Genomic DNA, 12,880 nt, shown 5'->3' with positions numbered 1-12,880 from the left:
CTACTTCCAGAACGCCCAGAACAGCGCGATGCCGTAGAGCAGCTGGGTGAGTCCGGTCAGCTTCAGCGCGAGGATGTACTCCCTGGCCGTCCGCGCCGTTGCGACGATGATCGCCGCGGGAAGCGCAGCGAGGAGCGCGAAGAGCGCGAACCAGGCGATCGGGTAAAGCAGCGCGATCCAGGCGGCGATGCCGAACGGAACCAGCAGGCACACGATGTACAGGATGCGGCTGGGGATCGTTCCGAGGAACGTCGTCAGGGTGCGCTTGCCTGCGACGCGGTCCTGCTCGATGTCACGGATGTTGTTGACGATGAGCGTCGCAACGGAAATGAGACCGACGCCGACCGCTCCGAGCCATGCCTCCTGGGTGAGGTCCATGACCTGCGCGTAGGTGGTGCCGAGTGTGGCCACGAGACCGAAGAAGATGAAAACGAAGAGCTCACCGAGCGCCAGATATCCGTACGGGCGCTTGCCGCCGGTGTAGAACCAGGCAGCGACTATTGCGACGGCGCCGACGGCGATCAGCCACCACAGCTGGGTGAGAACGGTGAGAACCAGGCCAGCAACAGCCGCGATGCCGAAGAAGATCAGTGCAGCGGTGAGCACGGCCTTGGGCGTCGCCTTGCCGCTGCCAACGAGACGGAACGGACCGACACGGTCGCGGTCGGTACCCCTGATGCCGTCTGAGTAGTCATTCGCGTAGTTGACCGCGATCTGGAGGCTCACCGCGATGACGAGGCAGAGCAGGGCACGCACCCAGTGGTACTCACCCGGGTCGCTCGCCGCGATCGCCGCGCCGGTGCCGACGAGCACCGGGGAGACCGACATCGGCAGGGTCGGGATGCGCGCTCCGGCGACCCAGTCGCTGAACCGGGCCGGGCGAACATCGGCGTACACACGTGCCGCGGGGTTCCCGCTCTTGCCCTTTCGCTTCGATGCTGCCGGTGCCGTGGGCGGCGTGAGTCTCTGCTGCTTAGCTGCCACCTGGCAACCTCCCTCTGTCCGCAAGGAGTTTACAGCTACGACGTGACGGGTTTTGTTGCGCGCCACAGTACGCGAGTGCCGTCATTTTGATTTTTCACCACCGGTGCTAGCATGTCTGCCAGAACTTGAGTCTGACCGACTCAACTTCACGATCAGTACCTGTTTAACCCAGTGAAGCAAAGGAGAAACTTTCTTATGGCACTGAACTTCGACCCCTTCCGTGAACTCGACCGTGTGACTGATTCCCTGCTCAGGCACGGACCGCGCCTGATGCCCGTCGATTTGTATCGCGAGGGCGAGAGATACGTACTCGAGGCCGATCTCCCAGGCATCGACCCGGGGTCCGTCGACATCGATGTTGACGGCCAGTTGCTGACGATCCGCGCGGAGCGCACCCTGAGCACGGGCGAGGGCGTGAAGTGGCTGGCACGAGAGCGGATGACCGGTACCTTCCTGCGGCAACTCAACCTCGGTCAGGGCATCGACACCGAGCGCATTGAGGCGAACTACACCAACGGAGTGTTGCGGGTGTTGATCCCTGTTTCGGAGCGGGCCCAGCCACGCAAGATCGAGGTCTCGCTCGCCAACGAGCCGCAGGACACGCTCCAGGTTTCCGAGTCGGGCAGCGGCTCCTGAGCGGCTGACTCCGGCGCGATCTGCTGAACCGTCGGCTGCCGAGTGAGCAAAAGCGAAAGGCCGGGGCGTCATGCCCCGGCCTTTTCGCTTACCCGGTCAGCCCAGGCGGTCCGCCGGAGGCGACCGATTGTGCGGGCTGGCGTGGCCGGCGGGCGGACTACGGCTCGGCGGTCTGCGCGTCCTCAGAACCGAGCGTGACCGCAACGATCGCGACGATCGCGAGCCGGTCGGGTTTACCGGACGGCAGGGTTGGCATCGAGTCGAGACGGACGACGTGGGCTGGCCTGGCCGGTTTGCCCAGCGCGACCGCCACGGCATCCGCAATGTCAGACAGTTCAGGATGCCGTCCGACCGTGACGACGACGGGAACCTCTCCCCACCGGTCGTCCGCCACGGGAACGACCACAGATTCCGCCAGGTCGGGAATTCCCCTGACCACGCGTTCGACCCGGTCGAGGGAGACGTTCACGCCGCCGGAAATGATGACGTTGTCGGCACGCCCGGTCACCCGGAGGACGCCGTCCTCGAATTCCCCGAGGTCACCGGTGCGATACCAGCGCAGACCGTCATCGACAACAAAAGTTCGTTCGGTGAGCGCGTCGTCGCCGAGATACCCTTCCGCGAGCATCGGGCCCGCCAGCTCGACCTCACCGTTGACCACCCGGACGCGCACACCGGGAAGCGGGACCCCGTTGTAGACGCAGCCACCCGAGGTCTCACTCGATCCGTAGGTGCGATAGATCGGGAGGCCCAGTTGTTCAACGCGCGCGAGAAGCGGGAGCGGCATCGCCTGGCCACCGACGAGGATGCCGTCGAATCGCCGAAGAGCGAGAAGCCCGGCCCTGGATTCCAGCAGGCGCGAGAGCTGAAGCGGCACGAGGGAGGTGAACCGGCGTTCAGCGGTGAGACGCTTCGATGCGTCGGCGAACGCGGCCGGGTCGAAGCGCCCCTGGGGCAAAGCGATGGGGGTGGTTCCCGCGGCGATCGAGCGGACGAGAACCTGGATCCCCGCGATGTAGTGAGCCGGCAGAGCGAGGAGCCACTGGCCCTGGCCATCGAGGACCGTTGCCGACGCTGCGGCACTCGCGAGCAGGGCATCACAGCCGAGGGCAACCCGCTTGGGCACCCCGGTCGAGCCAGACGTCTCGATGACGACTCCGACAGGTTGTGACACCTCTTCGTCCGTCGGCACTGTCGGGTCTGTGCCATCGTCGGCACCCGGAACGGGAGTGATGGCCGGGCCCGACCTGTCGAGTGCGCGCCGGAGTTCGACCATCAGCTCGAGTGGGTCGGTGGCAGACACCCGGGTGAGTGGCCTCGTCATGGTTTCAGTGTATGCGGGTGGCAACGACGGCGTGAGAGATTTGGGTGCCTGGAGGCGGAGAGCTCCGGATGTGTTCCACGCTCCCACAACGAAGAGCGAACGGATCGGCATCCGTTCGCCCTTCGTGGTAACCGGCAGTGCTAGATGAGCCAGGGGTTCTTGCGCACGATCCCCAGGCGCCTCCACGGGCGGCCGGCGCCCCAGGTGTCGCCGGCATAGGTTGCGGCGATCACGATGCTGGCCAGTGCGTAGATGATGTGGTAATCCACGAGGGGGTTTGTGGACCCGGAGTTGGGCGTGAACGGCCACTCAGCCAGGTACATGAGGATCATCACAAAGGTGCAGACGACGGCGCTCACGCGCAAGCCGATGCCGAGCATCAGGGCAACACCGAGTCCGAGCATCGCGAGCATGAACAGCCAGTCGGTCAGCGGGCTGGCGATGCTGCCGAAGAAGTCCTTCAGCGGCCCGCGGACCGCATCGCTCTTGAGGAAGCCCTGGCTTGGCGCTCCGCCGTTGATCCAGGCGCGCTCAGACGGGGTCGAGAACGCGAGCCCGAAGGTCTTGTCGAGGAAAGCCCAGAGAAAGAGGAAACCGAGGGCGAGCCTGAGAACGGCGAGCCAGCGGCGAGCGGTTCGAGTGAGGATATCGCCGCGGCCGTTAACCGGAATTTCTCTGACGTCGTCACTGTGTGACTGGGCGGGTCTAGCGGTCATTTCGTCCTCCTGTGCTCGTCGTGTGGACGCGGACCGAGCGGCCCTTCCGCACAGTATGCGCGTCAGCGACCGCCCCGTCAGGAGACTAAAGACCCCGGGCCGAGCCGTCAGTATTGCCAGGGGTAAGGCCCCCAGTCCGGCTCCCTCTTCTCGAGGAACGAGTCGCGGCCCTCAACGGCTTCGTCGGTTCCGTACGCAAGCCTCGTTGCCTCACCGGCGAACACCTGCTGACCGACCATGCCGTCATCGACCGCGTTGAACGCGAACTTGAGCATCCGGATGGCTGTCGGCGATTTCCCGAGGATCGTGCGCGCCCAGTCGAGCGCAGTTGATTCGAGCTCCTCGTGTGGAACGACGGCGTTGACCGCGCCCATCTGGTACGCGCGCTCTGCCGAATATTCCTCGGCGAGGAAGAAGATCTCGCGTGCGAACTTCTGGCCGATCTGGCGGGCGAAGTACGCGCTTCCGTAACCGGCGTCGAAGGAGCCGACATCGGCATCCGTCTGCTTGAACTTGCCGTGCTCACGACTGGCAATCGTGAGGTCGCAGACCACGTGAAGCGAGTGGCCGCCGCCAGCAGCCCAACCGGGAACGACAGCGATGACGACCTTCGGCATGAACCGGATCAGACGCTGGACCTCGAGAATGTGCAGGCGCCCGCCGCGCGCGGGGTCGACTCCCCCGGCCGAGTCGGTGTCCGAGTACTTGTAGCCGTCGCGGCCACGAATGCGCTGGTCGCCGCCCGAGCAGAACGCCCAGCCGCCGTCCTTCGGGCTCGGACCGTTTCCGGTGAGCAGCACGACACCGATTCGTGAGTTGGTGCGCGCATCCTCGAGCACCCGGTAAAGCTCGTCGACCGTGTGTGGCCGGAACGCATTGCGCACCTCTGGCCGGTTGAACGCGATACGAGCGATGCGGCCCGTCGTGTCGTGGTGATAGGTCACGTCAGTGAGGGAATCGAACCCCGTCACATCCGCCCACTGGGTCTCGTCGAATATTTCTGACACGGTCATTGCTCCAGCCTAACGACGGCGGGAACGGATGCCAGACTGGAGGCATGCGTCCACAGCTCCACGATCTCCTCGACACAGCGCGGGTCGTCGCGCTGCCCCTCGCCACCCGGTTCCGCGGCATCGAGGAACGCGAAGCATTGCTGTTCGAGGGTCCGAACGGGTGGAGCGAGTTCTCCCCGTTCGTCGAATATGACGACGCTGAGAGCGCCACCTGGCTTCGGGCTGCCATCGAGTTCGCGTTCGGCGACCTGCCCACCCCGCTGCGCTCCAGCATCCAGGTCAACGCCACGGTCCCTTCGGTGCACGTCGACCGCGTCGCCGGAATCCTCAAGCGGTTCGACGGATGCCGCACGGCAAAGGTCAAGGTCGCCGAACGTGGCCAGGGGCTCGCCGAAGACGTCGCGCGGGTGCGTGCCGTCCGCGACATCCTCGGCCCGGAAGCCCGGATCCGTATCGATGCAAACGGCGGCTGGAACATCGACGAGGCGGAGCACGCCATCCATGCCCTCGCCGAGTACGACCTCGAGTATGTCGAGCAGCCCTGCGCCACGGTTGCGGAGCTCGTCGAAATCCGACGCAGGACGAAGTACATGGGGGTACCGGTCGCAGCAGACGAGAGTGTGCGTAAGGCCGCCGACCCGCTCAACGTTGCGCGGGCCGGCGCCGCGGACATTCTCGTGCTGAAGGCGCAGCCGCTCGGCGGCATCCGTCGCTCACTCGACATCATTGCCCAGGCCGGGCTTCCCGTGGTCGTGTCGAGCGCCCTCGACACGTCGGTTGGCCTGTCGATGGGGGCGTGGCTCGCGTCGGTGATTCCCGAGCTCGACTACGACTGCGGGCTCGGTACGGCGTCGCTGCTGTCGGCGGACGTGACGGATGCCCCGATGCAGGCATCCGGCGGATCGATCGATGTGCGCAGGGTTACCCCGACGCCGCGGCTGATCGACGGTTATGCGGCGTCACCGGCCCGCCGCGAATGGTGGCTGGAGCGGGTGTCGCGCTGCTACGAGCTGCTCGCGGAGGGCGACGCGGCTGCGGCGCTGGCCTGAGCCCCGGAGCTACCCACCGAGCGCTGCACATCCATGCTCGCGCTGCAGAAGTATCCGCAGCGCGAGCATGGGACTGTAGCGCTCGACGAGCGGCAGGACGCATCCGGGCCGCCGCACGGGCATGGCGCCGGCCTGAGCCCCGGCGCCGGCCCTGCCGCACCGGCCCTGCCCGCCGCGCGCTGGCCTGAGCCGGGCCCGCCGTCCCAGCGGCACCCCACCCCACCACGAGCGCGGCCCGGGTCTGCACGCGCTGCACATCCATGCCCGCGCTGCAGAAGTATCTGCAGCTCGAGCATGGGACTGTAGCTCTCGACGAGCGGCAGGACGCATCCGGGCCGCCGCACGAGCGTTCGGCGCTGGTTCGCGTTGCCGCTTACAGGTGCTAGTAGACGAGCGCGGGCTTACAGACCCGAGTGCGCGTGCAGGCTTACAGACCCGAGTACGCGTGCAGGCTTACAGACCCGAGTAGGCGTGCAGACTTACAGGCCCGAGTACGCGTGCAGTCCCTTGAAGAACAGGTTCACGATCGAGAAGTTGAAGATCACCGCGACGAAGCCGATGATCGACAGCCACGCCGAGCGCGATCCCCGCCAGCCGCGCGTCGCGCGAGCGTGGATGTATCCGGCGTAGATCACCCAGATGATGAAGGTCCAGACCTCTTTGGTGTCCCAGCCCCAGTAGCGGCCCCACGCGCGCTCTGCCCAGATCGCACCGGCGATGAGGGTGAACGTCCAGAGGATGAACGCGACAATGTTGGAACGGTAGGCGAGGTTCTCGAGGCGCGCTGCCGACGGGAGCGTTGCGACGAACTTGAGCTTGAACGACTTCAGGTCGGAACCGCTCGCTTCCCGGCGGTGCTGCACGAGCTGCAGAACGGACAACGCGAACCCGAGCGCGAACAGTGCGGTTCCGGTCGACGCGACGAAAACGTGGATCACGAGCCACGCGGACTGCAGCGCCGGCGGAAGCGGAACGACCTCAACGTAGAAGTTCACGGCAGCGACGCCGAGCATGATGAGCACGAGGCCGACGATAAAGGTGCCAAGGAAGCGCAGGTCAACGCGGGTGAGCACGACGAGGTAGGTCGCAATGATGAGGAGTGTGCCCGTCATGGCGAACTCGTACATGTTGGCCCACGGAACACGCTCCGCGGCGACGCCACGGGTGACCGCTGCGGTCAGGTGAAGCAGGAGCCCGAGCACGGTCAGCGCGACGGCAACCCGAAGCACCGCTGACTTCTTGGCCTGGACCTGTGGAGCGTCCGGGTCAGTGCGCGTGAGCGTCCCGACGGGGCGACGCCCTGAGTTCACCGTCGAATCCGCGGATGCTGCGACCCTGGCGTTCCCGGCGGAGCCGACTGTTGCGGCCATGGGCACGCTCACGCTGTCGCCCTCGGTCAGTTCTGCGGCCGCCGTGACGTCGGCTGAACGCTTGGCGAGGTCGACCGCGAAGGCGATGAACGCCAGCGCGTAGATCGCCATGGCGGACCAGAGGGCGAGGACGGACAGTTCGTTGAGATCCACGGTTTAACAGTACCTCTCGGGTTTCACGCTGAGGGAGCGCGAGTAAGTGACGATCGACGGCGGATCAACACGGCGATGCCGCGCCATCCGATAAGCAGGATGCCGAGTGACAGGGTGGCAACGATGACGAAAGCGAGAGCTGTTCCCTGCCCCGACAGCGTGCGGAAGAGCATCCCACCAGCGACGGTGATCAGCCAGAGTCCCAGCCCGGGCCAGACAAGTCCGAACGGGCGGCGCCACGCGAGGGTGACGAGCCAGCCGAGTGCGAGCGCGGCGAGGAACGGCCACCACGCCGTCGCGAGGCCCACGACCGTGGGGTCAGCGTTGTGTGTGCCGCGCCCGATGAGCACGAAAATCAGCGTCACGACGACGTCGAGACCGACAGCGATCGCCACGTCGCGGGCGCGTGCACTCATCGTTCGAGGCCGAGCGCGGTGCCGTGACGGTAGGCGATCGCATCGACGGCTTCGACGAGACCGGGATCTTCACCGCGTGCAAGGCCGGCGTACTGGATGTGTACAGTGCCGTCAGGTTTGTCCGTTGCCTTGACCCAGACCCGGCGCCGCGGAACGAAGAGCGAGGTGAGCAGGCCGCCGAGGATGAGGATGGCGAACAGCAGCACCCACCCCTGTGTCGGGTCACGGTGCACATCGAACGACGCGAACCGCGGGACCGCGTTGTCGTAGTGCGCGGCGGTGACCGCTGCATGATCGTCGCTCGCAGCGGCATCCGGATCGACGGGAACCGCGTCAGGGTTGGCGTTTTCGAAGGTGATCGTGCCGACGCCGCCCGGGAGCTCCTGGCTCTCGCCCGGCATCAGCTCGATGGAGTCGACGCCGGTCTTGCCGCCGGTGAGCTGAGTCATGTCGTCGGTCTCGAGTTCATACACCGACTTGGGTGCACCGTCGTCGATGCCGAGGTCGCCCGTGTACACGTTGAGCGTCAGAACCGGGAACACCAGATCGGGATAGGTAGAGGTGTACGCGCCGGTCTCGAGCAGCTGTGCGGTCGGATAGAAGAAACCGATCATCCCGATCTGCTCTTCGAGTCCATCGGGGACCTTCACGACACCGAGGGACGTCAGGTTGGCGTCCTGCGGGAGGAACGGCACCGAATCGGTGAACACGACCGTGCCATCCGGGTCCCGGACAGTGATGGTCGGTGCGTAGCCGTTGCCCAGGAGGTAGACGTCTGTGCCCTCGTAGCGGAGGGGTTCGTTGACCTTCACGGTGCGTTCCACCGGATCGCCGCCGGGTGAGCGAGTCGTGACGAATGCCGTGAAGTCGATGGGCTGGCCGTAAGCGTCGAGGTTCTCCTGCTCGTAGGCCACATCGAACCGATCGAGCGAGAGCGAGTACGGCGCGAGGTCATCCGGGTTGTAGAACCGGCCCGGATTGAAGGAATTGTAATCGAGCAGAGTGTTGACGAAAGTCTGCCCCTCGACGACGACCCGCTGTCCGGCGTAACCAAGTCCGCCGCCGATCGCGACGGTGACGAGCATGCCGACGAGCGCGGAGTGGAAGACGAGGTTGCCCGTCTCACGCAGGTAGCCGCGCTCCGCGGAGACTGACACAGCGCCGTCCCTGCCCTGGTAGAGCTCGACGCGATAGCCGGACTTTTTCAGCAGACCCCGTGCCGCGTCGATTGCGGCTCCAGCATCGCCACCCGAGAGGGTCTGCTCGGTGTGTGCGGGCAAACGCTCAAGGCGGGCGGGGGTGCGCGGCGGACGTGCGCGCATGGCCTGAAGGTGGTGCTTGGTGCGTGGGATCACACAACCGATCAGCGACACAAAGAGGAGAAGGTAGATGCTCGAGAACCAGACGGACCCGTAGACATCGAACATCTGAATGTTGTCGAGAGCCGGAGCGAGGTCCGGGTTGTCGGCGAAATACTGGATGACGCCGTTCGGGTCGGAGCTGCGCTGGGGCACGAGCGAACCCGGTACCGCCGCGACAGCGAGAAGGAGGAGCAGAAGCAGCGCCGTCTTCATGCTCGTGAGCTGGCGCCAGATGAAGCGAAGGGTGCCGACGAACCCGAGTTTCGGCTGCTGGACGTCAGCTGCGTCGGAATCCGGGCGCTCGCGTTCGCTCAGCGGCGCTCCGGCATCAACGTAATCAGATGGCCGGGACAAATCCGCTGATCACCACCCCAAGCTTCGACATGAAGATGCCCCACACACCAGTCACCATGAGCACGCCGATGATTACGAGCAGGATGCCGCCTCCGATATTTATTGCGCGAATATGCCGCTTCAAGAATGCAACGGATCCGGTCACCCAGTTGAGGCCGGCCGCGACGAGAAGGAACGGGATGCCGAGACCGACGCAGTAGAACAGCGCCAGGATTGCTCCCCGACCGGTCGACCCGGACTCGAAGCTCAGCGCGTTGATGGCGATGAGTGTTGGGCCGAGGCACGGGGTCCAGCCGACCGCGAAGACGATGCCGAGAAGCGGCGCTCCGGCGAGTCCGGTTGCCGGGCGGAAGTTGGACTTCACCGTGCGCTGCAGGAACGAGAACTGGCCGATGAAGACGAGTCCCATGACGATGACGACGACGCCAAGAACCCGGGTGATGATGTCTTCCCAGCGGACGACGAATGCGCCAACGGTTCCAGCGAATGCACCGATGAGCACGAACACGAGCGAGAAACCGAGCACGAAGAGCGTGGCACCGAGAAGCACCCGAGACCGTGCCGGGGTGGCCTTTCCGCGGGCGCCGTTCGACATGCCGCCGACGTAGCCCAGGTAACCGGGAACGAGCGGGAGCACACAGGGAGACGCGAACGAGACGAGCCCCGCGAGCAGTGCTATCGGGATGGCGGCCAAAAGCTGGCCATTGAAAATGATCTCGCCGGGGTTCACGTGGTTACTCGGCGATCGCGTCGCGGATGAGGGTGTCGAGGATCGACGCTTCCTTCACCTGGCCGAGAATTCGTGCGGCGACCCGGCCCTCCTTGTCGAGGACAAGGGTGGTGGGAACGGCCTTGGGCGGCACACTGCCGGTGAAGGCGAGCTTCACCGCACCGTCCTGCACGTCCATGATCGACGGATACGTGATGCCGTACTTGTCGTTGAACGACAGCGCGGTGTCTGCCTGGTCGTACACGTTGACGCCAATGAACTGCGCGTCCTTACCGTCGTACTCCGCGCTGAGTTCCTGAAGCAGCGGCGCTTCGGCACGGCACGGTGCGCACGCGGCGTACCAGAAGTTGACCACCAGGACGTCGCCGGCGAAGTCGGCCGACGCGATCTGCTCACCCGTATCGGCGACGCCGGAGAACGTGATCGACTCTCCGCGGTCGGCCTCGGCGATCTCGGTGACGCTCCCGTCGCCCGCGATGTAGCCCTTGTTGCTGCCCTCCGCGTACTGCTCAGCGAGTGGGTCGCTTGAACAGCCCGCAAGGAGGAGTGTCGAGGCGAGGAGCGTGGCGACCAGCGGCATCCGGTGTTTCATACCGCCCCCACGTCCGTCGCGCCGGCGCTGAGCGGGGCCGCCGGGTCTGAATAGCCGACCTCGACGAACGCCCCATCGCGGTGTTCGAAAGTGGTGATGCTCGAGAGTGCACACCGACGCTGGCGGGGGTCGTGCGGCAACGGTGTGCCGGTGAGCGACGAGTGCACCATCCAGATCGGCAACTGGTGACTCACGAGAACGGCGTCGCCGGTCTCGGTGGATTCCCACGCGTCACGGACGGCGTCGAGCATGCGCGCGACGATCGACACGTACGGTTCGCCCCAGCTGGGCTTGCGCGGGTTGCGAAGCGCCGGCCAGTTCGCGGGGTTGCGAAGGGCGGCCCGCATGATCCTGCCCTCGAAGTGGTTGGTCGGCTCAATAATGCGCTCGTCCGTGACGATGTCGAGACCGAACCGGGAGGCGATGGGAGCCGCGGATTCCTGAGCGCGCTGGAGCGGGGATGCCACCAGCCGGGTGATCGTGCGATCGCGCGCGGCGAGGTCTTCCGCTGCGGCAGCAGCCATGAGTTCTCCGCGTTCGGAGAGTCGGAAACCAGGGAGTCGACCATAGAGGACTCGTGTCGGATTGTGCACCTCGCCGTGACGGACGAGGTGGATCTGGCTGGCTACCACACGTCCCAGTCTACGTTCGGTAGAACTCGGAAAACACCGAGAGCGACTCGCCCCCGCCGGCGCGACCTGAAACGCGGAGGACAGCGGGGTCGACACCGTCAGGAGAAGCGCAGCGGCGCGCGGGTAAGCTTGACCCTCGTGACCACACGCGTATTGATCAAGAACCTGGCCGACCTTCCCGAAGGTCCCGTCTCCGTCTCCGGATGGGTCGAGACCGTCCGTGACCAGAAGAAGGTGCAGTTCATCGTCTTGCGCGATGAGTCCGGTGCCGCACAGCTGGTGAACCCCGCCGTGCGCGAGCTGAACCCCGAGGATGAGGCGTCGGCATCGAAGCTGGCCATCACCGAATCGATCTCGGCCCTGGCCCACGGCTCGTTCATCACCGTGACCGGAACGCTCAAGCACGACGAGCGCGTCAAGCTCGGCGGACTCGAGATCAAGCTCGAGACACTGACCGTTGTTTCCGAGGCCCTGCCCGAGACACCCATTGCCGCCGACTCGAGCCTCGACAAGCGCATGGACTGGCGCTTCCTCGACCTCCGCAACCCGAAGCAGAACCTCATTTTCCGTATCCAGACGACGTTCGAGCACGCGCTGCGGACGTACTGGATCGAGAACGACTTCATCGAAATCCACACACCGAAGCTGATGGCATCCGCCAGCGAATCACGCGCCGAGCTCTTCGAGGTCGACTACTTCGACACGAAGGCCTACCTCGCGCAGAGCCCGCAGTTCTTCAAGCAGATGGCTCAGCCCGCCGGGTTCGGCAAGGTCTTCGAGGTTGGACCCGCGTTCCGCGCCGACCCGTCGTTCACCTCACGTCACGCCACTGAGTTCACGTCGATCGACTCCGAGGTGAGCTGGATCGAGTCGCACGAAGACGTCATGAAGCTGCACGAGGACCTCATCGTCGCCGGTTTCAGCGCGGTCAAGGAGAAGCACGGCGAAGAGATCAAGGCGCTGTTCGACCTCGAGGTCACCGTTCCTGCCACCCCGTTCCCCCGCATCCCGCTGGCCGAGGCCAAGCAGATCGTCGCCGACCGTGGATACGAAGTGCCCCGCGCCGATGACGACATGGACCCCGAGGGTGAGCGTCAGATCGCGGCCTACGTCGCGGAGAAGTTCGGCCACGAGTTCGTATTCCTCACCGACTATGCGTCAAGCATCCGGCCGTTCTACCACATGCGTCACGAGGGCGATGGGTCGATCACGAAGAGCTACGACCTCATCTTCAACGGCGTCGAGATCTCCACGGGCGCCCAGCGTGAACACCGCGTCGACGTGCTCATCGAGCAGGCCAAGGAGAAGGGCCTCGACCCGGAGGAGCTGGAGTTCTACCTCGACTTCTTCCGTTACGGCGTTCCGCCGCACGGTGGATTCGGCATGGGCCTCGCCCGTGTACTGATGCTCATGCTGCACGAGACGTCCATCCGCGAGGTCACGTACCTGTTCCGCGGACCGACGCGCCTGCTGCCGTAGGACACTGAAGCCGAGGGCCCCCGGGAACGCCGCGTCACGCGCAGGCAGCATCCCGGGGGCCCTGTCTTTTC

The 12,880-nt window shown here is 65.4% G+C and carries 13 protein-coding genes; 3 read left to right on the top strand and 10 right to left on the bottom strand.

Going from position 1 to position 12,880, the window contains the following annotated elements; all coding sequences use genetic code 11:
* On the bottom strand, window positions 1-984 hold the full coding sequence (locus AC1C2M_RS07675) for a 1,4-dihydroxy-2-naphthoate polyprenyltransferase (RefSeq protein ID WP_495435831.1): 984 nt from the start codon (window positions 982-984) through the stop codon (window positions 1-3).
* 195 nt (window positions 985-1,179) lie between these two features.
* On the opposite strand from AC1C2M_RS07675, the gene AC1C2M_RS07670 reads away from it, so the two are divergent.
* Window positions 1,180-1,620, top strand: coding sequence for an Hsp20/alpha crystallin family protein (locus AC1C2M_RS07670; protein ID WP_495435830.1), 441 nt, complete (start codon window positions 1,180-1,182; stop codon window positions 1,618-1,620).
* Between the two features lie 157 nt (window positions 1,621-1,777).
* Here AC1C2M_RS07670 and AC1C2M_RS07665 read toward each other — a convergent pair whose 3' ends face one another.
* The 3 genes from AC1C2M_RS07665 to AC1C2M_RS07655 form a co-directional block, all read right to left on the bottom strand.
* A complete protein-coding gene (locus AC1C2M_RS07665; protein WP_495435829.1) occupies window positions 1,778-2,944 on the bottom strand; it encodes an AMP-binding protein in 1,167 nt (388 codons plus the stop codon).
* A 140-nt stretch (window positions 2,945-3,084) separates the two neighbouring features.
* Window positions 3,085-3,660, bottom strand: coding sequence for a DoxX family protein (locus AC1C2M_RS07660; RefSeq protein WP_495435828.1), 576 nt, complete (start codon window positions 3,658-3,660; stop codon window positions 3,085-3,087).
* Window positions 3,661-3,767: 107 nt separating this feature from the next.
* Window positions 3,768-4,673, bottom strand: coding sequence for a 1,4-dihydroxy-2-naphthoyl-CoA synthase (locus tag AC1C2M_RS07655; protein ID WP_483405135.1), 906 nt, complete (start codon window positions 4,671-4,673; stop codon window positions 3,768-3,770).
* A gap of 44 nt (window positions 4,674-4,717) precedes the next feature.
* Between AC1C2M_RS07655 and AC1C2M_RS07650 the strand changes: the two genes are divergently transcribed.
* Complete coding sequence (locus tag AC1C2M_RS07650) at window positions 4,718-5,722, top strand: o-succinylbenzoate synthase (protein WP_483405134.1); 1,005 nt, start codon at window positions 4,718-4,720, stop codon at window positions 5,720-5,722.
* 479 nt (window positions 5,723-6,201) lie between these two features.
* Here AC1C2M_RS07650 and ccsB read toward each other — a convergent pair whose 3' ends face one another.
* The 6 genes from ccsB to AC1C2M_RS07620 form a co-directional block, all read right to left on the bottom strand.
* Complete coding sequence (ccsB, locus tag AC1C2M_RS07645) at window positions 6,202-7,203, bottom strand: c-type cytochrome biogenesis protein CcsB (RefSeq protein WP_495436487.1); 1,002 nt, start codon at window positions 7,201-7,203, stop codon at window positions 6,202-6,204.
* A 65-nt stretch (window positions 7,204-7,268) separates the two neighbouring features.
* Complete coding sequence (locus AC1C2M_RS07640) at window positions 7,269-7,661, bottom strand: DUF3054 domain-containing protein (RefSeq protein ID WP_495435827.1); 393 nt, start codon at window positions 7,659-7,661, stop codon at window positions 7,269-7,271.
* The gene (gene resB, locus AC1C2M_RS07635) at window positions 7,658-9,376 is read right to left on the bottom strand and encodes a cytochrome c biogenesis protein ResB (RefSeq protein WP_495432480.1); all 1,719 of its coding nucleotides are present in this window, start codon (window positions 9,374-9,376) and stop codon (window positions 7,658-7,660) included. Before resB ends, AC1C2M_RS07640 begins: the two co-directional genes overlap by 4 nt.
* Window positions 9,360-10,106 carry a cytochrome c biogenesis CcdA family protein gene (locus AC1C2M_RS07630; protein ID WP_495432479.1) on the bottom strand — a complete coding sequence of 249 codons (747 nt, stop codon included), beginning with the start codon at window positions 10,104-10,106 and terminating at the stop codon, window positions 9,360-9,362. The genes resB and AC1C2M_RS07630 overlap by 17 nt, the downstream gene beginning before the upstream one ends.
* Window positions 10,107-10,110: 4 nt before the next feature.
* On the bottom strand, window positions 10,111-10,686 hold the full coding sequence (locus tag AC1C2M_RS07625; RefSeq protein ID WP_495432478.1) for a TlpA family protein disulfide reductase: 576 nt from the start codon (window positions 10,684-10,686) through the stop codon (window positions 10,111-10,113).
* 8 nt (window positions 10,687-10,694) lie between these two features.
* A complete protein-coding gene (locus tag AC1C2M_RS07620) occupies window positions 10,695-11,330 on the bottom strand; it encodes a histidine phosphatase family protein (protein ID WP_495432477.1) in 636 nt (211 codons plus the stop codon).
* Between the two features lie 153 nt (window positions 11,331-11,483).
* Between AC1C2M_RS07620 and aspS the strand changes: the two genes are divergently transcribed.
* The gene (gene aspS, locus AC1C2M_RS07615; protein ID WP_495436486.1) at window positions 11,484-12,809 is read left to right on the top strand and encodes an aspartate--tRNA(Asn) ligase; all 1,326 of its coding nucleotides are present in this window, start codon (window positions 11,484-11,486) and stop codon (window positions 12,807-12,809) included.
* Window positions 12,810-12,880 lie beyond the last annotated feature (71 nt).

The organism is Mycetocola sp. Y444 (assembly GCF_059445295.1).
The sequence above is the reverse complement of the archived record's forward strand: the minus strand, read 5'-3'. Positions and strand labels throughout refer to the sequence as shown.